Consider the following 25,246-nt stretch of genomic DNA (forward strand, 5'->3'; position numbering starts at 1 on the left):
ATTGACGATTATTTATTTTTCTCGAGGTGTTGCCCACCAGGAATGTTCATTTTATCGGTAAGCTTTGATATTTGGTTCAAATCGATATCGCCAGTTAAAGACACTACGACGGTCTCTATTTTACGTTCTTTACCATTAATTTCAATTTTATCTTCCATCACCTTATCAATGCCATTAACAAATATTAAAAGCTCCTTAACATGATCAACATCTTTACCTTCCTTTACATAAAAGTTAACATTAGTGCCATCGTCCTTAACTTCCATCAATTCTTCTAGATTACTGGAGCGCGACTTTACCCATTTGGCAATATCGCTAGAGATGGTTTTATTATCGGTTACGATAGTTTTAAAACTGGTAATACTCTTAACCATATCCATATAGGCTTTAGCTTCGGCATCATCAGTATCGATCCCTATTTTGGCTATCATTTGAAACATTTTTGGTTTGATGTTTACATAAGTTACATCGGTATTGTCGCTATATTTTTCAAAAACATCCTTTTGTGCTAATGCGGTTAACGGCAGTAACAAAACTGCCAATGCGATTACTAATATTCTATTTTTCATGATTTTTGTTTTTAAGTTATGTAATACGTTTCTGTTTTTTGATTAATTTTTAAAAATGATACTTGTTGTGTTTTCAACCTCGTTGAGATATCCCAATGCAGATGTACCTTTTTCCATCTCGTTTAGATATCCAACAGTTGAAGCACCTTTGTTGAACTTTTCGGAAATCATTTCCATGGATTTTGAAAATTCGTTAAAGGCTAATTCTGGATCCTCATAAGTTCCTAAATCGTTGTTATTTGTTGATTTACTCATAAAAACCCCCAACATGATAACGGCTACAGCTGCGACACTAATCCATTTGTAATTAAATTTACGTTTGGTTTTTAATGGAATGTCTTTGGTAAACTGTTCTTGTTGGTTTACCGAAAAATACGTAAATAAGGGCTTGTAAACTTCTAAATGGGGTGCAACCGTGTCGCTCTTAAAATAGTTTTTCAACACTTGCTCTTCCTTTAGCGTGGTTTCGCCATTTTCGTACTTTTCAATTAGTTTTTCAATATTATTTAACACCATAACTATGTGTTTTTGTTAATTTTTCTCTTATCGTTTTTCGTGCTCTCGACAATGCTACCCGAATTGCCGTTTGGTTCATATCGAGCATTTTTGAAATCTCGTCGTAATCATATTCTTCAACATCTCGCAATTGAATAATCATACGTTGTTGTTCGGGCAACGCTTCAATAATTTTTGCCACCCAATTTACACTGTCATTTAACTCAACCTGCTTTTGTAATGCCGTTTGTTTGTCTTCGTAATTACTGTGCACCAATTTTAAATTTTGTGCTTGCTTCGATTTTAATTTATCGAAACAGTAATTCTTAGTCATGGTCATCGAAAAAGCTTCAACGTTTTTATAGTCTTGAATCTTTTTCTTGTTGTTCCATAATTTCAAAAGCACTTCCTGCGTGGCGTCTTCGGCTTCCTCGGTCGATACCAACAGCCGTTTTGCTAAACGGAACACTTTATCCTTAAATGGCAATACAATATTTAAAAACTCAGTTTGAGTCATTTTTTGGTTTGGTTTTATTAAAATAGCTTAGTTAGGGCTATTTGATATTACGACGAACCAGGTTCTGTTTTGTTACAAAAATTTTTTAAAACGCAATAATGTAAGTAATTTTAAGGTTTTATAGACTATATATTTAAACCGTTACATGAAAAACTTTAAAGCCCTAATTCTACTTTTAGCCGTTTCGTTTGTTTCTTTTAGTTGTTTTGAAGACCAGGACGATATACCGATTTCAACAGAAGAAATCAACGATTTTGTTTGGCGAGGCATGAACCTCTTTTACTTATATAAAGACGATGTACCAGACTTGGCCAATGACCGATTTTCCAGTAATGCAGAATATAGTAACTATTTAAGTGGTTTTCAATGGCCCGAAAACTTGTTTGAAAACTTGATTTACAATAGGAAAACCGTTGACAGATTTAGTTGGATTGTTGATGACTATATCGCTTTAGAGCAATTTTTTGATGGTGTAGTTACCAGCAATGGTATGGAATACCAATTGTTTCGGTTTTCTTCAACAAGCAACATGAGATATGGTGTAGTCACCCACATATTGCCAGGAACAAGTGCCGAAATACAAGGCGTTGAGCGCGGTGATATTTTTTATGGCATAGACGGTACTCAACTAACAACATCCAATGCTTCTCAGCTATTAAGCCAAAGCAGTTATACAATAAATTTAGGAACATATAACACCAACGGAACCGAAGAATTGAATGATGATTCAATCGATGCAACCTCAGAAGCCATTCTATTAACTAAAGTTCAATATACCGAAAACCCTATTTTATTTAGTGATATTTTGAATGTTAATACATCGAAAATAGCTTATTTAATGTACAATGGTTTTACAGGTACTGAACAATTTAACAGAGAGTTGAATGACGTTTTCGGTAATTTTAAAAATGCAGGCGCTACCGACTTGGTCTTGGATTTACGATACAATCCAGGAGGATCGGTTTATACGGCCATTATGCTTTCCAGCTTGATTACCGGTCAATTTACAGGCGATGTTTTTAGTACCGAACAATGGAATGCCGAATTTCAGGAAGCCTATCAAAACGAAGACCCAGAATTACTCATAAACCGCTTTATCGACAATAATGATGGTGTGCCCCTAAATAGCCTTAACCTCTCAAAGGTGTATATTTTAACATCTGGAAGGAGTGCCTCTGCGAGTGAACTCGTGATAAATGCGCTTAGCCCTTATATTGAAGTCATTCAAATTGGAACCACTACGGCAGGTAAATACCAAGCTTCAATCACCTTGTACGATTCCCCTAATTTTAGTCGAGAAGGTGCTAACCCAAGCCATACCTATGCTATGCAACCTCTAATTTATAAGTCACTTAACGCCAATGGGGTTACAGACTACTTTAACGGGCTTACCCCTAATATTACATTGGGTGAACAAATCAACAACATGGGAGTCCTAGGCGATGAAAACGAACCTCTTTTGGCAGAGGCAATATCAAATATAACAGGAAGTGGCCGATCTAAGAACACAAAAAAAGAGTATTTGGAAATTACTCATGGCTCCGAAGATTTCGAACCCTATGAAATTGGCATGTATATAAACAAAAATATTTCTGAACTTCTAAAACAATCTGTTTTTGAATAAACATACAACCTACTTCAATTGGAGCTCGGGCAAAGACTCTGCTCTTGCGCTTTACCATTTGCTGAAAAATGAAAACTATTCTGTAGATGCTTTGGTGACAACAGTAAACAACCATTACAATAGGGTATCCATGCACGGCCTTCGGAAAGAACTGCTCGTTGCCCAAACCAACGCCATGAGTATTCCTGCCTGCATAATCGAATTACCCGAAATGCCCAGCATGGGCGTTTATGAGCAAAAAATGACTGAAACCGTCACGAGATTAAAAAACAACGGATTTACACATGCTGCTTTCGGTGATATTTTTTTGGAAGATTTAAAAGTATATCGAAAAAACCAATTGGCTAAAGCAGGTATAAAAACTGTATTCCCGATTTGGAAAAGAGACACCAAAGACCTTCTAACCGAGTTTTTAGAATTAGGGTTTAAAACTATTGTGGTTTGTGCCAATTCAAAATATTTTGATGACAATTTTGTGGGTACAGTTATCGACAAGCACTTTATTGAAAATTTGCCCAAAGATGTTGACCCATGCGGCGAAAATGGTGAATTCCACACCTTTTGTTTCGATGGCCCTATTTTTAATAAACCCATAGAGTTTTCAATAGGCGAAAAAGTATATCGAGAATACAATAATCCCAATACAGATAATTCAGTTTGTGAAAGCGACAAATACGGTGTATGGTACTGCGATTTAATTCCAGAATAAACCAAAAAAAAGGCGTTCTAACAAGAGCGCCTTTTTCGTTTAATATTAAAATATATTTAGTTGAAATATATTTTTGAAGCTCCTAATCCAACTTTGTATGTTCCAATTTCAGACTTTGAACTTAAATCGTAAACAATTAAATCACTTTGCCCCGTAAAACTGGCATCAGTAACATATAATGTATTGTCTTTAACAGCCATTCCGTAAGCATAACTTGCCGTTAAAGGCATTACAGATTCACTTGGCAAAGCGGTATCGCTATCAGTTAAACCAAATAAATTTCCTGAAGCCACGTAATACAATACGCCATTATCATAGTCCATTAAACTTGGGTGTACGCCATTTTCTAAAGCTAAAGTAGATATTACAGTATTATTAGACAGATCAATCTTAGTTACAGAACCTTCGGTATGCCCTACAACATTCCAGTTAGAATCGTATTCAGTTGCTCCTCCACATAGCACTACTAAATTACCTAGGTTGTCAATAATCATTTCATCGGGATTATCATTTACGATAATCGTTTCAATGTTATTTGAAGCGATATCAATTACAGAAATAATATTATTTGAAGAATACCCCCCTTTATGAGAAACATAAATTTTGTCACCATAAACCAAAATCTGTTCTGGTCCTTCTCCAACAGGAATAGTGCTTTCAACGCTATTAGTTGCTAAATCTACAACAGCAATAAAATCATCTGTTGCTACCATTCCATCTCCCCAGTTTGTCACATAACCTTTTCCATTGGCAAAAGCCATATATCTTGGTGTACTTAAATCGGTAGTTATAGTTCCTAATTTTTCAAAAGTATAACGGTTAACAACATTTATGGTATTTGCATTATCTGTAATGATATACGCCATGTCGTCATTAAAACCTATAGATTGTAAATACACCCCTAAACTTTCGTTGTTTATATTGTAGTAAATTCCATTTTCTATCGTTAAAAAATCGTTTGATATAAAGCTTACAGACGACGGTCCTCCTTCTCCGCTTACTAAAATACCGTTTTCATAATCGCCTTTTGACTGTAAATTATCGTCGTTATCCTCTGAACATGAAAATACCAGAAATGACATGGCAATAATTGATAAAAAAATGTTTTTCATAATTGAATTTTTAAAATTTATAGTTTATTTGAATGTTAAAATTTCTGTTTGGCATCGGCCTAAAAGCGATGCTCTGATAATTAGTGTTAAATATATTTTTCACCAAAACCCCAACGACTAACTGTTGTTTCACTTCATTAAACACCTCATAATTCAAACCTAAATTGGAAATATTATAGTCTTCAACCGAATAAAACGGACCTGACAAATTATCATCGGTGGTAAAAACATCTCCATTATACATAAATTGGTAATAAGCCGATATGTTTTTGTAATTGTATCCCAAGGAAAAATTTCCTTTATGAAAAGGCACGTAGATAAGTTGCTTTTGGGTTTCTAAATTTTCTGAAACGGTATAGGAATAATGACTATTGAAGGTGAAATGGTGATTATTAAAACGACATGCCATTTGCAATTCCAACTCAACACCATAGCTTTGTGCTCTAGATACATTTGCTGGAGACCACGCACCCGAAGTTGGTCGCCACTGAATTAAATTTTCTGTTTTTATATAATACCCGTTAAGATTAAGGGTAAACAATTCATGAATTATCTCCTGCCCAAAATCTATTTGATAAGACGACTCTGGCACCAAATTTAAATTTCCGCCTGGCACCCAATATAAATCGTTAAAGGTTGGAACTCTGTAATTTTTAGAGCCGTTCAATGTTAATCGATAGTGTTCACTTGCCTTATAACTTCCGTCTGCCGAAAACACAAACGGACTTTTAAATCCTGAAGTAAAATCCTTTCTTAAGTTAACATTATATTCAAATCGCTCGTTCAGTTTATGATTTAATAATCCTGTAACCGAAAACACCGTACGCTCAGGATCGCCAAAATTACTACCTGTACCTATAAATTTATTATAATCCAATATGGTTTTAAACTGAAAATTTTCGGAGATTTTCCTATTGAAATTATAATTCACCAGATAGGTGTTTATTTTTCCAAAAGTATGGTTATTATTGTCTTTATTTTCGTAATATTTAAACTGTTCTTGTAAATGAGCTACTTTCAACCTAGACGTATATGAATTGGAAATATGCGACCATTCTAACATACTTCTAAAATTTTGGTCTTCATACCTACTTTTACCAACTGTATTTAGGGTTCCTGAAAAATTTCTATCACCTACAAATGTTTGATGATATAATTTCAACACATCTTTACCAGAGACAAAATATCCTAAATTAAAGTTCAAACTCACATTACCAAACTCACCATTTTCATTAACCTTGTCGGTTCCTAAATATTTATAATCATTATCTGAATCTATATAAAAAAGCCCGCCATTAACCGAAAATTTATCCGATCCATACGATGAATTAAAACCTACTTGTTTTGTATTAAAACTCCCGTAAGACGCAAAAGCCTTATTTCCAAAATGTTTATTAAATGCCAGTTTATTATTTAGATGAATACTTCCGCCAATAGCTCCGCTTCCATATTGCACGCTGCCACCGCCACTTCTAATGGCGATTGAATTAAAATTATTCGTGTTTATAGTACTAAAATCGGTTTGCCCATTAAGTTGTGAATTTATATTAATCCCATTCCAAACAACAGTGGTTTGTGAAGCGTTAGTACCGCGAAACGATGGCGATGACACCATGCCATATCCATTTTCTTTGAAATACAAATTACTATTTAATGCCAAAACCTCGGTAAGTGATTTAGAATTAAACCTTAAAACCGAATCATTTAACACCTGAATTTTAATACCCGTAGCGTACTGGTTTAACTTAGTATCACTTACAAGAATTTCATCCAACTGTTGAATAGAATCCAAAGTAGATTGGGCATTAAGGCTATCTACTAAACCAATTAAAATTAAAAAGACGCTTATTTTTTTCATATATCCTGAAGACTTTTTTCCCGAAAGTCATTATAGATTACGAAAATTGGCAGGTCTCCTGACTTGCGTCTTCATGCTCGTCTTCCCAAAGAATGCTCTTCAGTGACATTGAAGTTTTTGCATGAAGCATTATAGCTTACAGTTGCGGGAACAGTTCTGGAATTGCACCAGATTCCCTTTTAATTTTTAGACTAAAAAGTCCTTAAAAACCAAATTTCGACGTAAAAGTAAACAATTTAACCAATGTATAAACTAAAACATTAATTAATATTACTTTTGACACAAATTATGCTCATCGTGAAAAAAACGACTTACGTATTACTCATTCTCTTAACCTTTTTAGCCTGTAAAAAGAAGGAACAATCCATTAAAATTTCAGACAAAATTGCTTCTGAAATTCCTCTAAGCCATGCTAAAGGGTTTTCAATTAGTACTGCCAATGACTATAAGATATTAACGATTTCTAATCCTTGGCCTAACGCGGAAAAAGTTTATAAATATGCTTTAGTTGAAAAAAGCATACTACCAAAAATCACTTTAAATCGAGATGAGTTCGACGGCATCATTACCCTTCCAATAAATAAAATAGTGGTAACCAGTACCACCCACCTGCCGGGGTTAGAACTTTTACAAGTTCAAAATACGTTGGTTGGATTTCCAGGAACTGATTTTATTTCCTCTGAAAAAATCAGAACGCTTATTGATTCAGGAAACATTAGAGAACTTGGTAAAAATGAAGGCCTCAATACTGAAATTTTATTGGAATTGAACCCCAATGTGGTGATAGGCTTTGGCATTGATGGTAACAACCGCTCTCTTGAAACAGTTAAAACATCAGGTATTCCTGTAGTTTTTAATGGCGATTGGGTTGAAAATTCTCCTTTGGCTAAAGCCGAATGGATTAAGTTGTTTGGGGTGTTATACAATAAAGAAAGAGAAGCCGATTCTATTTTTAATGGAATTGAGAAGAATTATTTGGAAGCTAAAAAATTAGTAGCCAACTTAAAAAACAAACCAACTGTTTTAAGTGGTGCCATGCATGGTGATATTTGGGAATTACCCAATGGCAATAGCACCGAAGCACAGCTTTTTAAAGACGCCGGCATGGACTATTTGTGGAAAAACTCAACGGGAACGGGCAGTTTAAAACTTAATTTCGAATCGGTTTTCGTTAAAGCCAAAAATGCCGATATTTGGTTAAATCCATCTAATTATACAAGCTTAGAAACACTTAAAAATGGTAATGAGCATCATAGTTCGTTTAATGCCTTTAAAAACAAAAAAATATATTCGTTTACCAATACCACAGGGGAAACTGGTGGCGTACTCTATTATGAATTGGGCATAACCCGGCCCGATTTAGTATTGAAAGACCTCATTAAAATAGGACATCCTACATTACTTAAAAACTACGAACTTTATTTTTTTAAAGCCTTAAAATAATTGCCTAAGCCAACCACATATAGAGTTCCGTTTATCGTTTTAGTTCTCGTGCTAGCCCTATGCTTTTTAGTTAATATTAGCTTGGGTTCGGTTTCCATTCCGCTAAAAAGTATCTTTAATAGTCTGTTTGGGCTTCCTACAGAAACCGAAAGCTGGCATCACATTATTTTAAATTATAGGTTACCCAAGGCCTTAACAGCTATTATTGTTGGCTCTGGCCTTAGTATTTCTGGGCTGTTAATGCAAACGCTATTTAGGAATCCATTGGCCGGTCCTTTTGTTTTGGGCATTAGCTCTGGAGCCAGTTTGGGTGTGGCCTTGATCATTTTGGGCTCCAGTGTGCTTGGTGGTATATTTGCAGCACTTTTTGTTTCAAAATGGGGTGTTGTTATCGCCGCTAGTTTTGGCAGTTTTTTAGTGCTTTTGGCCGTTTTAACAGTCTCCATAAAAGTACGTGATACCATGGCTATTCTTATCATAGGGTTAATGTTCGCCAGCATCACAGCCGCCATAGTAAGTGTGCTCTCTTATTTTGGTTCTGCCGAACAATTACAGCAATATATTTTTTGGGGCTTTGGCAGTTTGGGCAATTTATCCTGGGAAGATTTAGCTATACTATTTGTACTTTTTTCAATCGGACTTTTAGTGAGCATTATTTGTATTAAACCCTTAAATTCATTGCTATTAGGAGAAAACTATGCAAAAAGTTTGGGGCTAAATATTAAAAAAAGCAGACTGACCATCATTATCGCTACCAGTTTATTGGCAGGAACCATCACCGCCTTTGCAGGCCCAATTGCCTTTATTGGCTTGGCCATTCCACATATTACAAGGCAGGTGTTCAATACATCAAACCATAAAGTTTTATTACCGGCCGTACTTTTATTTGGCAGTATTGTTATGCTTATTTGCGATAGTATCGCACAGTTACCTAGCAGTGATTTTACGCTGCCTATCAATGCTATAACATCGTTAGTAGGCGCACCAATAGTCATTTGGCTGTTAACCAGAAAGCGAAAAATGATATTTTAAATGACTAAAACCAAAGACCATATCATTTTAAAAACAGAAAAGCTTTCTGTTGGTTATACCTCGAAAAAGAAGACGTCCGTTGTTTCATCAAACATCAATATTACACTAAAAAAAGGAGAGCTTGTTGGATTGATTGGTGCCAATGGCATAGGAAAATCAACCCTTTTAAGAACCCTTACTAAAGTACAAAATCCGTTAGGAGGCCACATTTACATTAACGGAAAAGAAACCTTTAGCTACACGCCCCTTAAACTCGCCAAAGTATTGAGTTTGGTATTGACTGAACAGGTCGCTTCGAAAAATTTATCGGTTTTTGAGTTGGTCGCTCTAGGCCGTCAACCCTACACGAATTGGATTGGTAATTTATCTGAAGAGGATATTGTAGTCGTTAAAAATGCTTTACGACAAACTAATATTGAAACTTTAAAAAACAAAAGGTGCTACGAACTCAGCGACGGGCAATTACAAAAAGTAATGATTGCACGAGCCCTGGCACAAGACACCGAGTTGATTGTTTTGGACGAACCCACAACGCACCTAGACATGTATCACAAGGCCTATATTTTAAAACTCTTACAAAAACTTACTAAAGAAACGGGCAAAACCATTCTCTTTTCCTCTCATGAAATTGATTTGGCCATTCAGTTGTGCGATACTCTAATTGTTATGGGAAATGACCAAGTGATTTCTAACCAGCCCTGTAAACTTATAGAAACAGGCGTTTTTGAAAATCTATTTCCCAAAGATTTGATAGCCTTCGATGAAAAAACAGGAAGTTTTAGAGTGAAAAAGTAATTGTATTCCCCAAAAAAATTAGTATATTCAAGTTCTATTTTCTACTGAAAAACAACCAAGTACAACCTTAATTTTCAATTTTCGCTCCCTAAAGTTGTTAATAGTAAAAGTTATGGGCATTTACTAACATAATAAACCTAGGAATCATGAAAATCAAACTTACCGTTCTACTTACAACATTTATAGTTTTATTTACACTTCTATTTAAAACTTCTCCCGAAAAAGTATATGATTACCCGAACAAAATTGCAGCTAAAATGAGCTGTACCCCAGCGATTTTTTTGCTAAGCGATATTGATACCACAAAACAAATCGCCCCTTTATTCGAAAATTTAGGAAACCATACTTATAAGGTAAGTACAAATAGCGCTTTGGCACAAAAGTTTTTCGATCAGGGCTTAAGGTTAACTTATGCATTTAACCATGCCGAGGCACACCGCTCATTTATGGAAGCTGCGAGATTAGATTCCAATTTAGCAATGGCTTATTGGGGCCAAGCCTATGTACTAGGACCAAACATAAATGACCCAATGCCTGATGAAGAACGTAAAAACAAGTGCAACGAGGCTATTGAAAAAGCCAAGTCACTAGCAAAAAGTGGATCACCCAAAGAACAAGCATTGATTGAAGCATTGTCCTTTAGATACTCCACAAATTTAGAAACTGATGTTGAAGTTTTGAATATGGCCTATATGGAAGCCATGACCGAAGTTGCAAAAAACTATACAAACGATGCTGACATTTTAACTCTTTACGCAGCTTCAGTAATGAATACAGTACCGTGGAATTATTGGGACAAAAATGGTAATCCATCTCCCAATATCCTTGAGGCAAAAACCGCATTGGAAAATGCTATAAAAATAAATCCAAATCACCCAGGGGCACACCACTATTATATTCATATGGTAGAGCTGCCTCAACCAGACTTGGCCGTACCAAGTGCAGAAAAATTAGGGACGCTTATGCCTGCAGCTGGCCATATTGTACACATGCCTTCTCATGTTTACATTAGAGTTGGGAGATACAAAGATGCCGTAATCGCCAACCAGAAAGCTATTTTGGCGGATGAAGATTATATTTCTCAATGTTATGCACAAGGCATGTACCCACTTGGATATTATCCTCATAATATCCATTTTCTGTGGTCGGCATCAAGTTTATTGGGTGCAAGCGAAATGGCTATTAATGCAGCAAAAAAAACGGCTGAAAAAGTTCCGGTAGGCGAAATGAAAGAGCTACATTTTTTACAAAATTTTGCATCAATACCTCTTTTGGCTTACACAAGATTTGGCAAATGGAATGATATTTTAACTTTTCCTAAGCCTAATGATGAAATTAAGCATTTAAAACTCATTTGGCATTATGCACGAGGTGTGGCCTTTGTGAGAAAAAATAATATTAAAGAAGCCATAGAAGAACTTAAAGCTATCGATAACTTAAAAAAAGACCCAGAAATGGAAACATTAGTTGCTACAGGCTTTGATAGCGGAACAACAATAGCTGCACTTGCTTATGAAGTAGTAGCTGGAGAAATTGCATCCGTAAAAAACAATATGGAAAAAGCTATTAAACATTTTGAAAATGCCGTAGAGATTGAAGATGATCTCATTTATAACGAGCCCGCTGCATGGCACATCCCAACAAGACAAAACTTGGGTGCTGTACTTTTAAAAGCAAATAAATACAAGGCTGCCGAAAGAGTTTTTAAAGAAGATTTAGAAGTTCTCAGACAAAATGGCTGGTCATTAATGGGATTATATAAAAGTTTGAAGTTTCAAGGAAAATTAGATGAAGCAGGAGCTGTACTAAAAGAATTCAATAAGGCCTGGGAAGACAGTGATATAGAAATACAAACCTCAATATTGTAAATAACTTTTTCAAATTGACTTGGAATAGGGACGCTTATTTTGGGCTAAAAATTTATCTTTGAAATTATTTTTTCCAAATGAACGACAGTCTTATTCTCATTTTAGCTATCATTATTGCAGCCGGTATCGGTACCTATTTGGGTATGTTTATCAGCAAATTAAAAATCAAAAGCCAGGAGAGCACTTTAACAGAACGCAATAATAGTTTAGAGCAAAAACTGCATGAGCAAAAGGAAATAGGTGAAGTTGAACTGAACCGACAAAGCGAACAATTCAATAAGCAAATTTCAGATTTAAAAGCAACAATCGAAAAAATCGAAAATGAGCGTGAAGCCATTCGAAGAGAAAAAGATTTTCTGAATTCCGAACTGGCCAGAAAAAATGCCGATTTTGAAAACCTTCAGAAAAAAAACCAAGAACAGAAAGATGAAGTGAGCAAGCTTCAGGAGAAATTCACCAAAGAATTTGAAAATCTTGCCAATAAAATCCTGGATGAAAAATCGAGCAAATTCACCGAGCAAAATAAGGAAAACATAAAAAACATCCTTAATCCGCTTCAAGAAAAGATAAAAACCTTTGAAGAAAAAGTTGATTTAAGCCAAAAGGAAAGCATCAGTATGCATTCGGCTCTAAAAGAACAATTATTGGGGTTAAAAGACCTAAACCAGCAGATGACCAAAGAAGCCACTAACCTAACCCGAGCTTTAAAAGGCGACAGTAAAATGCAAGGTAATTGGGGCGAATTGGTTTTAGAACGTGTTTTGGAAAAATCAGGGCTGGAAAAAGACCGCGAGTATTTTGTGCAACAAAGTTTTACAAGAGACGATAATTCGCGTGTAATGCCCGATGTCGTTTTGCACCTTCCTGATGGTAAAAAAATGATAATCGACTCTAAGGTCTCGCTAACCGATTACGAGCGCTTGGTAAATGCCGAAGACGACCAAAAAGCCCTATTTTTAAAAGCACATATAAATTCAGTAAAAAAGCATGTCGACCAACTTTCGGAAAAAAATTATCAGGATTTATATGATATTGAGTCGCCCGATTTTGTATTGATGTTCATCCCCATCGAGCCTGCTTTTGCGATTGTTGTAAATGAAGATAATGCCATTTATAATAAAGCCTTTGAGAAGAATATTGTAATTGTAACACCCTCTACCCTATTGGCCACATTGCGCACCATAGACACCATGTGGAACAACGAAAAACAACAGCGGAATGCCATTGAAATTGCGCGACAAGCTGGTGCATTATATGATAAATTTGAAGGTTTGGTAAGCGATTTGACGGGTGTTGGCAAAAAAATAGACGCTGCCAAAAGCGACTACTCTGCGGCCATGAACAAATTGGTTGAGGGTCGAGGGAACCTAGTAAAAAGCGTTGAAAAGTTGAAAAAAATGGGTGCGAAAGCCAAAAAATCGCTACCCGAAGCTATTATAAAACGATCTCAAGAAAATTAACAAAACTCATCTTTATGTTTAAACACGCTAAAGAATCACAAGTTACAATAACACAATTAATGTTGCCTTCGCATTCGAATTTTAGTGGAAAAATCCACGGTGGGCACATACTAAACCTGATGGACCAAATAGCCTTTGCTTGTGCTTCAAAACATTCCAGACATTATTGTGTAACAGCATCGGTTAACCGTGTTGATTTTTTAAACCCGATTGAAGTTGGCGAATTAGTTACTTTAAAAGCATCTATTAATTATACGGGCAGAACTTCTATGGTTGTTGGCTTACGCATTGAATCTGAGAACGTCCAAACAGGAGAGGTAAAACATTGTAATTCTTCATATTTCACTATGGTTGCCAAAGACGAAAACGGTAAAAATGTACCCGTTCCAGGTTTAATTTTAGATGACGTACAAAGTGTAAGACGTTTTGCCAGAAGTATTGCACGCCAACAGCAAGCTAAAACGAGAAGCACTAAATTTAATTCTTCAGAATTTAAGATTGAAGAGCATTTGGATTTTATAAAAACCCAGAATGCTAAAATTGAACTGGGCTAAAAGTAAACCCTTAATACAAAATTTGGGGTAAACCCGAGAGACGTTTCTTGTGTTTTAGCGATAGTTCCTTCTGAATTAACACGGAAAATATTGTTTATTTCATTATCGGTATCAAAAATATTCCAGATAGACGCTCCCAAATCGGCTTTTGTATGTGTTCCAATCTTGAAACGATATAACATCGATATATCGGCCTTAAAGTAATCGCTTAAATAGCTACTGTTACTGGATTCAAAATTTACGCTATTGTTAACCACCTCATTTCCCATCACAGGAAAGGTTGTTGGTTTTCCAGAAAACCAATTAAATCCAGCAGAAATTTTAAGGTTTTGCAGCATATAAGTCGTTCCCAATGTCAACGCATGGTTAAGGTTATAATTACTTGGAAAAGTTCGATTTTGCAATGATTGAAAACTATAATTATTATCCATATGGGCATAACTTAGCCATACATTAAATTGCCGAATGCGCTTTCGTAAAATAAAATCTAAACCATTGGTTTGGTAGCTACCACTTGCTTTAGCAAATTGATATTGGTTTTGAAAACCCTGACTTTGGGCTGTAATACCATTCACTTTTTTATGATAAATCTCGGCACTCAACAACCATCCACTTTTACTGTAGCTTAAACCCAACGACACTTGCCTGCTCTTAAGTATTGGAATATCTGTATTGTTGGCCAAAAACCACCGCCGTTTTTCTACACCCAAAAAGTCGTTTTGAAAACTTATAATTTGCGTAGTATTTTGGTGCTTCAATTCTCCCAAAACCTCAATATTGAAATGCTCCTTAAACTTATGGTTGAAACTAAATCGGGGCTCTAAAAGTTGTTTATTGAATTTATCGATATGATTAAACCTTAAACCTGCTGATAAATTGGTTAACCCGCTGCGCGATGTATAATTTAACTGAGAAAAAAGCCCATGGGTACGCACGACCTCTGATACTAAAAATCTATAAATTGGTTTATCAACATCATCTAAATTGCTCACTTTGGTTTCAACACTATGGTAACCTGCAAGCAAACTCAAGTTTTCATTAAACCGGTGGTAAGATTTAAATTTGAAACTTGTTTCAGAAACCACATTCTCCTGCAAAAACCGCTGGTTGTCTAAAATGTTCGCGTTTATTGCTTTCAGTTTGTAATCCGTCTCATAAATCTCTATTTTGGTTCTTAGCCTATTATTCCATTTACGAGCATAACTAATGGCACCCGCAATGCTATTTTGCTCCACACTGCTTCTGCGTGATTCTTGGTTAGTGTTTTCATAAAAAATCAATTCGTTGGCAACATTAATAAAGTTAACACGCAATTCGTCTTTCTCTGTAATTTTATAAATCCACCTAAAGGAGGCATCATAAAAATCAAATTGTTCATTAGAATTCCTTAAGGAGTTCGAAGTATTATCCACTTCAGTACCTTCCGATATTTTTCTGAAAAACTTATGGTAGGCTGGTGTTTCAACCCAATCGCTAATAGATTTACGCAAAGCCAATTGTATTGACGATTTTTTGCTTATCGGCACATCGGCAAAACCATTGGCATCTATAAAATTTAAAGCTATATTTCCTTTAAATTGAGTGTTAATATCATCCTTAGTTTTCATGGCAATGGTACCCGAAATACCATCGGTTAACGAAACATCCGAGCCATTTTTAACAAGAACCACTTTTTCGGTAATTTGAGGGTTGTACATGGAAATGAGTCCGAAAAAATGCCCAGACTGATACATTTTAATACCGTCCCATAGTATGAGGTTTTGGTCGTGGCTACCTCCTCTTATATTAATATTTGACACATTTTCGTTTATACTTTGAATACCAGGAAACGCCTGCACCGATTGGAGTACGTCGGCCTCAATTAGTCCAGGAAGCATACTAAAATTTGAGAAATCGATTTTAAAGGAACCATTGTTTAGTTTATTTATTCCTCTTACAATATAACCAGGCACTATAACCTCTTGCAATTGCTGCAACTTTTGGCTTTTAAAAGACGTACTGCTTGCTTGGCTCACTAAAACAAAAAAATCACCAATTACTGTATAATTAAATTCGGTATTATTTCTCAGATAGTTTAAAGTTTCTTTAAAAGAAAACCCTTTTGAAGGCGCAACAAGCCGTATGTGTTCTACGGCATCTTTTGCATAATTAAACTGGTATCCAAACTGCTGTTCTATAGCGCTAAAAACCAGAACAAGCGGTAGTTTTTTGTTATTTTCTTGGCTGGCTACCTTTAAAGAAAACACCAAAAGCAGAAACCATAATAAAGTGAAGTTTTTAATTTTTATTTGCATGAATTACAACTTCGTTAGACGAACTTATTTTGTATTTCAGTCCCATCGGCTTTGTAATTGAAATGAGTGCTTCATTTAAATTATCATGCTTAAACCCTCCTGTAAATTTTCGTTTAGCATTAATGTCTTCAAGACTTACCTCAATATCATATTGCCTTTTTAATTCTTCAATCACAACAGTAAACGGTACATCTTTAAAGCTACTTATTTTATCAACCCATTGCGGCGTTTTTAAAGTTGTTTCTAGGTTCAGTATTTTATTATCCTGCATTTGAAAAGCCTCACCAGATGCCAAAACCTGGCTAATAATTCTTGATGACACCTTAACCGAGCCTTCATAACAAGTTACCTCAAAATAATTATCGCGTTGTTTTACATTAAACTGCGTTCCTAAAACACTTACAACACCATCTTGTGTTACAACTTTAAATTGACTCCCTTTTTCAACTTTAAAAAAGGCTTCGCCATTTAGTTTAATTTCTCGATTGGTTTTCCAATGCTTTTTATTGAATTCTATTTGAGATAGTGCATTTAAAACTACTTGAGAATCATCTGGAAGCTCAATGTTTATTTTCTCGGCTACAAGTGTTTTAACGATTGTTTTACCACTACTGAAAAAATAAAAATATACACCAAAAGCAATTAATAAAACGGCTGCCACTTTAAATAAAGGTTTTAGCCATTTAATTTTTGTAGAAGTGTCTTTGCTTGTTTCGTATTTGTTTTTAAAAGTTTCAAAGTCATCAACACTAGAAACATTTGATGCTTTAAATTGCTTTGCCGTTTCAACAATACGGGTGTTTAACTCAAAATCATCAAGCTTTTCAAACACTTGTTTTTCGTCATCCGTTAGCTCATTTTTAAGCCATTTTTTTACCAAGTCCTCCTTTTTCACTCCCTTTAATTTACATTAATAACAACTTCATACTAAAAACTCCTGATTATTTTATATTAAAATTTTCAAGTGACGCTTTAAGTTTTTTAAACGCAGTATAAATTCTATATTCCACAACTTTATTGGTCACACCAAGTTGCTCTGCTATCTCGCTGTGCTTCTTCCCTTCTACTTTATTGAGTAAAAAGGCCACGCGTTGTTCTTCAGACAAATTGGCCAAAACTGTTTTATATTTTTCTAAAAACTGACTTTGCTCCAACAAAAATTCGGGTGTTTCATGAGTGTGCTTCCTACTATGCTTTCTTTCGTAATTTAAAACTACTTTTTGGTGTTTTATATCGTTAAGCGCCATGTTGTTTGCCACGGTAAACAAAAAAGATTTGGCCTTAGCCACTTTTACTTTTTTACAATACTTCCAAAGTTTTATAAATGCTTCCTGAGTTTTATCATTGGGGTTAATTTTGGTTCCATATTTATAATAAAGATAGTCATGTAAATCCTTTGAGTATTTATTGTAAATACTCTCGAAAACACGAGTTTCGCAGATGTTATTAGGGTCTTTAGGCAAGGTTAAAAAAATTATTTGATAAAGGTATATAAATATTTCTACAAAAATAATTTGAGGAATTTTTCCGTTTGAGTTGTTATTTAATTAAACGGGCAAACCAATTGTAAAATGAAACCCCCATTAAAAACTTTATTTATTTGTTTTCTTTCAATTAATGTTGCGATGATGTCTTGCAGGGAAGAAGAGATGGTACTGATTGAAACCCCTGAAGAAGACCAGCTTTTATACAACTCGGCTGTTGCTAATTTGATGCAAAGAACGAGCATGAATGATGGCTCGATTGACAATATTATAGACAATGCTAATTGTTATAATATTAAACGTCCTGTTACCTTGAGTGCCAATAACGAAGAAGTTTTGGTTAAAGTTGAGGATGATTTAAAAATAATTGAGCATATTTTTGATGACTCCGATGACGATATTGATATACTATCGTTAAACTTCCCTGTTAAAATAATTCTTAGTGATTTTAGTGAAATCACTGTTAACAACACGAACGAATTAAATTCCTATTCGAATAACTGCAATGGTGAAAATGAAATTGATGACGACATAGAATGCCTGGATTTCATCTACCCTATTACGGCATCATCGTTTAATTCAAAAAATGAAATAATTAATACGGTTAGCCTTGAATCAGACAAGGCTCTTTTTAACTTTATAAATAATTTGACCAGTTTCGATTTGGTAACGCTCAACTTCCCTTTAAGTTTAAAATTATTAGACAATACCAAAATAACAGTTAACAACTTAACCGAGTTAGAAAGCACTATTAAAACCTACCAAAGTTATTGCGATGAAGATGACGATTTCGATTATAACGATGACGATTGCAACAATTGTACTCCCAATAAACTTACCGATATTTTAGTTAATTGCTCAGATTGGTCTGTTGATCAATTAGAACGTTATGGCTACGATTACGATGATTACTACGATGGCTACAAATTTAATTTTTCCAGTAACGGAACCGTATCGGCAGATTATTACGGAGATACAAACTACGGCACATGGGAGGCCAATGGCTCAGGAAACAACATCACAGTAACCATTAACATCCCCAGTTTACCATATTGTAATAACGATTGGAGACTGCATGAAATATCGGAATACTCTGATTCTAAAGTCGACTTTAGAGTTGGAGGTGACGATCGCTTGCGCTATAAAAACAATTGTGATTAATTTAAAAACAATAAAGAAAACATTAAATAAAAAAGAAAAATTAATAACTTCAACACCGTTGATACCTAGTTAAAAGCTATTTAATGTTTAACAGAAACTGCTTCGGTTTTTGGTTGAAGCAGTTTAAAAGATAAAATGTTATGAAAAAATGGATAGTTATTATTATACTTCTAATAGCCGTAATTATTGGCTACAACTACCTGTACCAAGACCACCGAGATATAGCATCGGAAGCGGCCAACTACACGGTGAGTTCGCAAAACCTGAAAAGTGAATTTGAAACCTCTCCAATTCAAGCAGAACAAAAATACCTGAATAAAACCATTGAAGTTTCTGGTATTGTTTCAGAATTCAACCTAAACGACTTGACTTTAAATGACAATATTTTTTGCATACTAAAAAATCCAAAACAAGAATTAAAAGTTGGGACATCAATAAAAGTAAAAGGACGCATAATTGGCTATGACGATTTATTGGAACAAATTAAATTAGACCAATGTACAATTATTAATAATTTATAATACTTAGAATCTATGAAATCAAAATTACCAACCATCGTTTTAATATTTTTAGGAATATTAACCATCAATTCGCAAACTACGGAAACCTATCAAATAAATTGGGCGTTGGGCGTAAATGGACCAGCGGCAAGCAAAACAATTGAAGTTGGAGATACCGTAGAATGGGTATGGAGTGACTCTGGCACACATAACGTGGCTTCAAAACCTGGAAGTGCGGAAACTTTTGACAGCAACCTACAAAGTGGTGTAGGATATGTATATCCATATACTTTTACAGTTGTAGGAACGAATGACTATCAATGCGACCCTCATTTTCAATCCATGTATGGCACTATAACAGTGGTTGAAGAAGGCACGTTAAGTACTGACGAATTTTCAATTAGCCAATTCTCAATATCACCCAACCCCGTAACAACTGCAATCTATTTAAAATCAATAAATGACATAGAGATAAAAAGCATTTCAATTTTTAACTATATTGGACAAAAAGTCTATTCAAGTAATACCGTCAAAAATTCAATTAATGTAGCCCATTTAAGTAAAGGTATGTATTTTTTAAACCTAAAGTCTAGTAGCGCAAACCACACCAAAAAATTTTTAAAACTCTAAAACCATTTTATGAAGTATATTATAATTTTATTATTTCCAGTCTTAGTCTTCTCACAGGATGATTTACTAAATGAAATAGATACCGACTCTGTAAATTTTCCTTATGCTGCGGCAGCGTTTAAAGGACTTAAAATTGTAAACTTTGAATCGACTAAACTAGTAGCAAAGGGAGATTTTACCTTTATTGTAGCCCACCGATTTGGTAGTTTAGAATATGGTTTGGACACCTTTTTTGGGTTAGACGATGCCGTAACCCGATTAAACTTTATTTTCGGTATTACAGATGGTTTGAACATTAGCATTTCAAGAAGTTCGTTTCAAAAAATATACGAAGCTTCTGCAAAATATAGTTTATTAAAACAGGAAACCAATGGCTTTCCGTTTACTATTGTGGGCTATAATTCCATTCAGGTCAATACTGCTCTAGAAAAGGCCAATCTCCCGTTATTAGAATTTAAACATCGTTTAGGCTATACGGCACAGATACTTATATCAAGAAAAATTAACACCAACCTGTCATTAGAGCTGGCTCCAACTTACTTTCATGATAATTATGTAGCCATTGACGAGCAAGACAATTCGCAATACGCTTTAGGTATTGGTGGTCGTTATAAATTAGGGAAACGCTGGTCTTTAAATGCAGATTACGGCTGGCACTTAAATCGAGCAGACAATTCACCTTTTAAAAACCCTCTATCCATTGGTATCGATTTAGAAACTGGCGGCCATGTTTTTCAAATGCATTTTACCAACGCCCAAGGTATGAATACCAACTCTTTTTTAGGACAAGGTTCTGGAAATTGGAGCGATGGTAATATTTATTTCGGATTTAACTTAAGTCGTGTATTTTAACCCTTATACTATGAAACACTTTTTTATAACAATAACTTTTTCTGCACTCTGTTTGTTGAACTGTGCTAATGATAGTGAAGACGATTTAGTGGATTCTAAACCTTTACCGAGCATCGTAACTTATGAGGATGATGTGAAATCTATAATAGACGACAATTGTATCAGTTGCCATAGCAATCCTCCTATAAGTGCGGCCAATGTTCCCTTGGTTACATATGCCAACGTAAAATCTGCAGTACAGAACAATAATTTAATAGGTAAAATAAATGGAACAGCTTCTGGAGCACTTATGCCCCTAGGAGGTCCGAAATTACCACAGAACCTTATCGATCTCATTGAAAAATGGGAATCTGATGGATTGTTAGAAAACTAATAAACTTAAACTCTTTTATTATGAATTTTAAATATTTAATTTACGGATTAGCATTAACGCTTTTTGCGTTTAACTGTTCTAGTAGCAGTGAGGATGATATGACCTCTCAACCAGACCCAGACCCAGATCCAACACCCTCAGAAAAAGTTACTTATGAGGCCGATATTAAAAGTATTATTTCTAATAATTGTATATCATGCCATGGTACTACTCTAACTAATAATGCTCCAATGTCATTAACTACCTACTCGCAGGTTTCTAGTTATATAGATGGTATTTTAGATCGAATTAATAGAACAGGAGCAGGTAAAATGCCTGTTAACGGTTCATTATCTACAACTGAAAAAAACCTCATTCAGCAATGGAAAGATGATGGCTTATTAGAAAACTAAAATTTGATATTGGCAATATTTTTGAATTAATACAAATAAAAACATTACAATGAAATACCTACTCTATTGCATCGCTTTTATTAGCTTAAATGTCTTTGCCCAAGAAAAATATTTAACAAAAACAGGTACTGTTGGCTTTGAAGCTTCAGTACCTTCATTTGAAGAAGTAAAAGCAACTAACAATTCAGTTACCGCCATTACCAACTTAGAAAACAATGAGTTTGCAGCTTTGGTTTTGGTTAAAGGTTTTCGTTTTAAAAATGCCTTAATGGAAGAGCATTTTAATGAAAACTATGCAGAATCAGACACCTATCCGAAAGCCACTTTTAAAGGAAAAATAATTCACAAAAACGGTAAATCCGAAATAGAAGGAGAGTTAACTTTCCATGGTAAATCTAAATACATCAATAGCATTCCAATTTCTTATGAAAAAAAAGGAGAGCGCATTGAAATATCAGGTCATTTTAACGTAAACGTTTCTGATTTTGACATAAAAATACCAAAAATAGTACAAAACAAAGTTTCTGAAAGTGTTAATGTATCCTTTGTTTTTGACCTCGAGTCAAAATAAAAAAAGCCGCTTTAAAAAGCGGCTTTTTTTTATATGATGTGTTTTATTACTTGCTCAAGTACATTTTTCGTCTAGAGTACAATTCGTAAAATTCATCATCTTTTAAGCTATCTATAAATAAGATGCTTTCTCCAGTACTTTTCATTTCTGGTCCTAGTGTTTTATCAACATTTGGAAATTTATTAAAAGAGAACACTGGCTGCTTAATAGCGTAGCCTTCCAATTGTGGATTGAACGTAAAGTCTTTTACTTTTTTCTCTCCTAACATTAGTTTAGTTGCGTAGTTTACATATGGCTCTCCGTATGCTTTCGCTATAAATGGCACAGTTCTAGACGCTCTTGGGTTGGCCTCGATAATGTAAACCACATCGTCTTTTACTGCAAACTGAATATTAATCAAACCAACCGTATTAAGAGCCAAGGCAATCTTTTTAGTATGGTCTTTTATTTGTTGCATCACAAACTCCCCTAAATTGAACGGAGGCAAAGTAGAGTTACTATCGCCCGAGTGGACACCACAAGGCTCAATATGCTCCATAATACCAATGATGTAAACATCTTCTCCGTCGCAAATTGCATCGGCTTCGGCTTCAATGGCTCCTTCCAAATAGTGATCTAACAGTAATTTATTATTAGGGATACTGTGCAATAGACTAACCACATGTTTTTCTAGCTCTTGCTTGTTAATTACAATTTTCATGCCTTGTCCGCCCAACACATAAGATGGTCTAACAAGAATAGGGAAATCTAATTCTTCAGCAACTGCTAAGGCTTCATCGGCAGTTTCAGCGGTATCGAATTTTGGATAAGGAATGTTGTTTTCCTTTAACAAGGTAGAGAAGCTTCCTCTATCTTCAGCTAAGTCTAACGACTCGAAACTTGTTCCTATAATTTTTATACCGTATCTATCTAATTTTTCGGCTAGTTTAAGTGCTGTTTGTCCACCTAACTGCACAATAACACCTTCTGGTTTTTCATGTTTTATGATATCATAGATATGTTCCCAAAAAACCGGTTCAAAATAAAGCTTATCAGCTGTATCAAAATCGGTTGACACCGTTTCTGGGTTACAGTTTATCATAATGGTTTCGTAACCACATTCGGCCGCAGCCAAAACACCGTGCACACAACAATAATCGAACTCGATACCCTGACCAATTCGATTAGGGCCAGAACCTAATACGATGATTTTCTTCTTATCGGTTACTACACTTTCATTATGGGCAAATCGGTTACCGTCGGCAGTTTCCATATCGCTTTCAAACGTAGAGTAATAATATGGTGTTTTTGCTTCAAACTCGGCAGCACAAGTATCAACCAACTTATAAACTCGGTTAATTCCTAGTTCTTCTCTTTTATTGTACACTTGGCTTTCCAAACATCTCAGCATGTGGGCAATTTGTCTATCACCATACCCTTTTTGTTTGGCTTCCAATAATAGTTCTTTTTCAATAGTATCGATATTGAAGGTAGATATTTCTTTTTCAAGGAAATACAGCTCTTCATACTGTTTTAAGAACCACATGTCTATCTTAGTGATTTCGTGAATTCTACTCAACGGAATACCCATCTTTATGGCATCGTAGATAATGAACACACGATCCCAAGATGCATAAGTTAGTTTTTCAATAATTTGGTCGTAATTGGTATTTTCCTTTCCGTCTGCACCTAAACCGTTACGTTTAATTTCAAGCGACTGCGTAGCTTTGTGCAAGGCTTCTTGGAACGAGCGCCCAATACCCATTACCTCGCCTACAGCTTTCATTTGTAGGCCTAAAGTACGATCAGAGCCTTCAAACTTATCGAAGTTCCAACGTGGTATTTTTACAATAACATAATCTAAAGTAGGCTCAAATAACGCCGAAGTCGATTTTGTAATTTGGTTATTCAATTCATCCAAATGATAACCTAATGCTAACTTGGCCGCTATTTTTGCAATAGGATATCCCGTTGCTTTACTCGCCAATGCTGAAGAACGCGATACACGTGGGTTAATTTCAATGGCAATGATGTCTTCATTTTCATCTGGAGATACCGCAAACTGAACGTTACACCCACCAGCAAAATCACCAATGCTACGCATCATGTGTATAGCCATATCACGCATACGTTGGTACGTTCTGTCGCTTAAGGTCATGGCAGGCGCAACGGTAATCGAATCTCCAGTATGGATTCCCATGGGGTCCATATTTTCGATTGAACAGATAATAACCACATTGTCGTTGGCATCTCTTAAAAGCTCCAACTCATATTCTTTCCAACCCAATAAGGCTTTATCTATCATCACCTCATGGATGGGCGAAATTTCCAAACCATGGCGCAATAATTTATCGAAGTCCTTTTCCTCATAAACAATGGCCGCTCCTGCTCCTCCTAAGGTAAACGACGAACGGATACATAACGGAAACCCGAACTCTTGTGCTATTTCTTTTCCCTTTAAGAAAGACGTAGCCGTTGCCTGTGGCGCCATAGGCACGCCAATTTTTTCCATTAAATTTCTAAACTGCTCTCGGTCTTCGGTAATGTTAATGGCATCAATATCAACACCTATAAGTTCAACACCAAAATCTTCCCAAATACCTTTTTCGTCAGCTTCAATAGCCAAGTTTAAGGCTGTTTGCCCGCCCATGGTTGGTAAAACAGCATCAATTTGAGGGTGTTCTTTTAAAATTTTAATTAGCGATTTTGTTGTCAAGGGCAACAAGTACACATGATCGGCCATAGAAGGGTCGGTCATAATCGTTGCTGGATTAGAATTTATCAAAATCGTTTCTATTCCGTCTTCTCTTAACGACCTCAAAGCTTGAGACCCTGAATAATCAAACTCACAGGCTTGCCCGATTACTATAGGCCCTGAACCAATAATTAAAATAGATTTTAGTTTTGAATTTTTCGGCATTTTCTTCTGGTTATATGTTGTATTTTAATTCGTTGCAAAAATAAAGATAAGTAG

At 35.2% G+C, this 25,246-nt stretch carries 24 protein-coding genes and 1 riboswitch; of the genes, 15 read left to right on the forward strand and 9 right to left on the reverse strand.

The window, feature by feature from the left end; genetic code table 11:
- Window positions 1-8 precede the first annotated feature (8 nt).
- From GSB9_01232 to GSB9_01234, 3 genes are read right to left on the reverse strand one after another with little or no spacing between them, the layout of a single operon-like run.
- Window positions 9-569, reverse strand: coding sequence for a DUF4252 domain-containing protein (locus GSB9_01232; GenBank protein UKM64675.1), 561 nt, complete (start codon window positions 567-569; stop codon window positions 9-11).
- Window positions 570-611: 42 nt separating this feature from the next.
- Window positions 612-1,085, reverse strand: a complete 474-nt coding sequence (locus GSB9_01233) for a hypothetical protein (GenBank protein ID UKM64676.1) — start codon at window positions 1,083-1,085, stop codon at window positions 612-614.
- Window positions 1,072-1,581 carry an RNA polymerase sigma factor gene (locus GSB9_01234; GenBank protein UKM64677.1) on the reverse strand — a complete coding sequence of 170 codons (510 nt, stop codon included), beginning with the start codon at window positions 1,579-1,581 and terminating at the stop codon, window positions 1,072-1,074. Before GSB9_01234 ends, GSB9_01233 begins: the two co-directional genes overlap by 14 nt.
- Window positions 1,582-1,726: 145 nt before the next feature.
- Between GSB9_01234 and GSB9_01235 the strand changes: the two genes are divergently transcribed.
- Together GSB9_01235 and GSB9_01236 are read left to right on the forward strand one after the other, a co-directional pair.
- Window positions 1,727-3,205 carry a S41 family peptidase gene (locus GSB9_01235; protein UKM64678.1) on the forward strand — a complete coding sequence of 493 codons (1,479 nt, stop codon included), beginning with the start codon at window positions 1,727-1,729 and terminating at the stop codon, window positions 3,203-3,205.
- The gene (locus GSB9_01236; GenBank protein ID UKM64679.1) at window positions 3,198-3,914 is read left to right on the forward strand and encodes a diphthine--ammonia ligase; all 717 of its coding nucleotides are present in this window, start codon (window positions 3,198-3,200) and stop codon (window positions 3,912-3,914) included. The genes GSB9_01235 and GSB9_01236 overlap by 8 nt, the downstream gene beginning before the upstream one ends.
- 56 nt (window positions 3,915-3,970) lie before the next feature.
- Here the strand turns inward: GSB9_01236 and GSB9_01237 are convergent, their stop codons facing one another.
- Window positions 3,971-5,026, reverse strand: a complete 1,056-nt coding sequence (locus GSB9_01237; protein UKM64680.1) for a cell surface protein — start codon at window positions 5,024-5,026, stop codon at window positions 3,971-3,973.
- A 10-nt stretch (window positions 5,027-5,036) separates the two neighbouring features.
- The gene (locus GSB9_01238) at window positions 5,037-6,884 is read right to left on the reverse strand and encodes a TonB-dependent receptor (GenBank protein ID UKM64681.1); all 1,848 of its coding nucleotides are present in this window, start codon (window positions 6,882-6,884) and stop codon (window positions 5,037-5,039) included.
- Between the two features lie 30 nt (window positions 6,885-6,914).
- Window positions 6,915-7,113: riboswitch (cobalamin riboswitch) on the reverse strand.
- 68 nt (window positions 7,114-7,181) lie between these two features.
- Between GSB9_01238 and GSB9_01239 the strand changes: the two genes are divergently transcribed.
- The 6 genes from GSB9_01239 to GSB9_01244 all read left to right on the forward strand — a co-directional run bounded on the left by GSB9_01239 (window position 7,182) and on the right by GSB9_01244 (window position 14,036).
- Complete coding sequence (locus GSB9_01239; GenBank protein ID UKM64682.2) at window positions 7,182-8,327, forward strand: ABC transporter substrate-binding protein; 1,146 nt, start codon at window positions 7,182-7,184, stop codon at window positions 8,325-8,327.
- The gene (locus tag GSB9_01240; GenBank protein ID UKM64683.1) at window positions 8,328-9,359 is read left to right on the forward strand and encodes an iron ABC transporter permease; all 1,032 of its coding nucleotides are present in this window, start codon (window positions 8,328-8,330) and stop codon (window positions 9,357-9,359) included.
- On the forward strand, window positions 9,360-10,154 hold the full coding sequence (locus tag GSB9_01241) for an ABC transporter ATP-binding protein (GenBank protein UKM64684.1): 795 nt from the start codon (window positions 9,360-9,362) through the stop codon (window positions 10,152-10,154).
- A 146-nt stretch (window positions 10,155-10,300) separates the two neighbouring features.
- Window positions 10,301-12,022, forward strand: coding sequence for a tetratricopeptide repeat protein (locus GSB9_01242; GenBank protein UKM64685.1), 1,722 nt, complete (start codon window positions 10,301-10,303; stop codon window positions 12,020-12,022).
- Between the two features lie 77 nt (window positions 12,023-12,099).
- The gene (rmuC, locus tag GSB9_01243) at window positions 12,100-13,482 is read left to right on the forward strand and encodes a DNA recombination protein RmuC (protein UKM64686.1); all 1,383 of its coding nucleotides are present in this window, start codon (window positions 12,100-12,102) and stop codon (window positions 13,480-13,482) included.
- A 14-nt stretch (window positions 13,483-13,496) separates the two neighbouring features.
- Window positions 13,497-14,036, forward strand: coding sequence for an acyl-CoA thioesterase (locus GSB9_01244; GenBank protein ID UKM64687.1), 540 nt, complete (start codon window positions 13,497-13,499; stop codon window positions 14,034-14,036).
- Here the strand turns inward: GSB9_01244 and GSB9_01245 are convergent.
- Genes GSB9_01245 through GSB9_01247 form a run of 3 tightly spaced genes read right to left on the reverse strand, consistent with a single transcriptional unit; the run spans window position 14,033 to window position 17,793 of the window.
- Complete coding sequence (locus tag GSB9_01245) at window positions 14,033-16,330, reverse strand: TonB-dependent receptor plug domain-containing protein (GenBank protein ID UKM64688.1); 2,298 nt, start codon at window positions 16,328-16,330, stop codon at window positions 14,033-14,035. The genes GSB9_01244 and GSB9_01245 overlap by 4 nt on opposite strands.
- Complete coding sequence (locus GSB9_01246; GenBank protein UKM64689.2) at window positions 16,314-17,225, reverse strand: FecR family protein; 912 nt, start codon at window positions 17,223-17,225, stop codon at window positions 16,314-16,316. Before GSB9_01246 ends, GSB9_01245 begins: the two co-directional genes overlap by 17 nt.
- Before the next feature lie 46 nt (window positions 17,226-17,271).
- The gene (locus tag GSB9_01247) at window positions 17,272-17,793 is read right to left on the reverse strand and encodes an RNA polymerase sigma factor (protein UKM64690.1); all 522 of its coding nucleotides are present in this window, start codon (window positions 17,791-17,793) and stop codon (window positions 17,272-17,274) included.
- Window positions 17,794-17,901: 108 nt separating this feature from the next.
- On the opposite strand from GSB9_01247, the gene GSB9_01248 reads away from it, so the two are divergent.
- The 7 genes from GSB9_01248 to GSB9_01254 all read left to right on the forward strand — a co-directional run bounded on the left by GSB9_01248 (window position 17,902) and on the right by GSB9_01254 (window position 22,293).
- Entirely contained in the window at window positions 17,902-18,975 is a 1,074-nt protein-coding gene (locus GSB9_01248) for a hypothetical protein (GenBank protein ID UKM64691.2), read from the forward strand.
- Between the two features lie 140 nt (window positions 18,976-19,115).
- Window positions 19,116-19,496, forward strand: a complete 381-nt coding sequence (locus tag GSB9_01249; protein ID UKM64692.1) for a hypothetical protein — start codon at window positions 19,116-19,118, stop codon at window positions 19,494-19,496.
- Between the two features lie 12 nt (window positions 19,497-19,508).
- Window positions 19,509-20,105 carry a T9SS type A sorting domain-containing protein gene (locus GSB9_01250; protein ID UKM64693.1) on the forward strand — a complete coding sequence of 199 codons (597 nt, stop codon included), beginning with the start codon at window positions 19,509-19,511 and terminating at the stop codon, window positions 20,103-20,105.
- Window positions 20,106-20,114: 9 nt separating this feature from the next.
- Complete coding sequence (locus GSB9_01251) at window positions 20,115-20,957, forward strand: DUF5777 family beta-barrel protein (protein UKM64694.1); 843 nt, start codon at window positions 20,115-20,117, stop codon at window positions 20,955-20,957.
- 10 nt (window positions 20,958-20,967) lie between these two features.
- On the forward strand, window positions 20,968-21,330 hold the full coding sequence (locus tag GSB9_01252) for a hypothetical protein (protein UKM64695.1): 363 nt from the start codon (window positions 20,968-20,970) through the stop codon (window positions 21,328-21,330).
- 20 nt (window positions 21,331-21,350) lie between these two features.
- The gene (locus tag GSB9_01253) at window positions 21,351-21,722 is read left to right on the forward strand and encodes a hypothetical protein (GenBank protein ID UKM64696.1); all 372 of its coding nucleotides are present in this window, start codon (window positions 21,351-21,353) and stop codon (window positions 21,720-21,722) included.
- Between the two features lie 49 nt (window positions 21,723-21,771).
- Complete coding sequence (locus GSB9_01254; protein UKM64697.1) at window positions 21,772-22,293, forward strand: YceI family protein; 522 nt, start codon at window positions 21,772-21,774, stop codon at window positions 22,291-22,293.
- Window positions 22,294-22,339: 46 nt separating this feature from the next.
- Here the strand turns inward: GSB9_01254 and carB are convergent, their stop codons facing one another.
- Window positions 22,340-25,192, reverse strand: a complete 2,853-nt coding sequence (carB, locus tag GSB9_01255; GenBank protein ID UKM64698.1) for a carbamoyl-phosphate synthase large subunit — start codon at window positions 25,190-25,192, stop codon at window positions 22,340-22,342.
- Window positions 25,193-25,246: the final 54 nt, after the last annotated feature.

The organism is Flavobacteriaceae bacterium GSB9, assembly GCA_022749295.1.
Classification (GTDB): Bacteria; Bacteroidota; Bacteroidia; order Flavobacteriales; family Flavobacteriaceae; genus Flavisericum.

Bases quoted from the DNA above. Each gene is read 5' to 3' on its own strand.
- GSB9_01232 (UKM64675.1), bottom strand. From the start codon at position 569: ATGAAAAATAGAATATTAGTAATCGCATTGGCAGTTTTGTTACTGCCG.
- GSB9_01233 (UKM64676.1), bottom strand. From the start codon at position 1,085: ATGGTGTTAAATAATATTGAAAAACTAATTGAAAAGTACGAAAATGGC.
- GSB9_01234 (UKM64677.1), bottom strand. From the start codon at position 1,581: ATGACTCAAACTGAGTTTTTAAATATTGTATTGCCATTTAAGGATAAA.
- GSB9_01235 (UKM64678.1), top strand. From the start codon at position 1,727: ATGAAAAACTTTAAAGCCCTAATTCTACTTTTAGCCGTTTCGTTTGTT.
- GSB9_01237 (UKM64680.1), bottom strand. From the start codon at position 5,026: ATGAAAAACATTTTTTTATCAATTATTGCCATGTCATTTCTGGTATTT.
- GSB9_01238 (UKM64681.1), bottom strand. From the start codon at position 6,884: ATGAAAAAAATAAGCGTCTTTTTAATTTTAATTGGTTTAGTAGATAGC.
- GSB9_01241 (UKM64684.1), top strand. From the start codon at position 9,360: ATGACTAAAACCAAAGACCATATCATTTTAAAAACAGAAAAGCTTTCT.
- GSB9_01242 (UKM64685.1), top strand. From the start codon at position 10,301: ATGAAAATCAAACTTACCGTTCTACTTACAACATTTATAGTTTTATTT.
- rmuC (UKM64686.1), top strand. From the start codon at position 12,100: ATGAACGACAGTCTTATTCTCATTTTAGCTATCATTATTGCAGCCGGT.
- GSB9_01244 (UKM64687.1), top strand. From the start codon at position 13,497: ATGTTTAAACACGCTAAAGAATCACAAGTTACAATAACACAATTAATG.
- GSB9_01245 (UKM64688.1), bottom strand. From the start codon at position 16,330: ATGCAAATAAAAATTAAAAACTTCACTTTATTATGGTTTCTGCTTTTG.
- GSB9_01248 (UKM64691.2), top strand. From the start codon at position 17,902: ATGAAACCCCCATTAAAAACTTTATTTATTTGTTTTCTTTCAATTAAT.
- GSB9_01249 (UKM64692.1), top strand. From the start codon at position 19,116: ATGAAAAAATGGATAGTTATTATTATACTTCTAATAGCCGTAATTATT.
- GSB9_01250 (UKM64693.1), top strand. From the start codon at position 19,509: ATGAAATCAAAATTACCAACCATCGTTTTAATATTTTTAGGAATATTA.
- GSB9_01251 (UKM64694.1), top strand. From the start codon at position 20,115: ATGAAGTATATTATAATTTTATTATTTCCAGTCTTAGTCTTCTCACAG.
- GSB9_01252 (UKM64695.1), top strand. From the start codon at position 20,968: ATGAAACACTTTTTTATAACAATAACTTTTTCTGCACTCTGTTTGTTG.
- GSB9_01253 (UKM64696.1), top strand. From the start codon at position 21,351: ATGAATTTTAAATATTTAATTTACGGATTAGCATTAACGCTTTTTGCG.
- GSB9_01254 (UKM64697.1), top strand. From the start codon at position 21,772: ATGAAATACCTACTCTATTGCATCGCTTTTATTAGCTTAAATGTCTTT.
- carB (UKM64698.1), bottom strand. From the start codon at position 25,192: ATGCCGAAAAATTCAAAACTAAAATCTATTTTAATTATTGGTTCAGGG.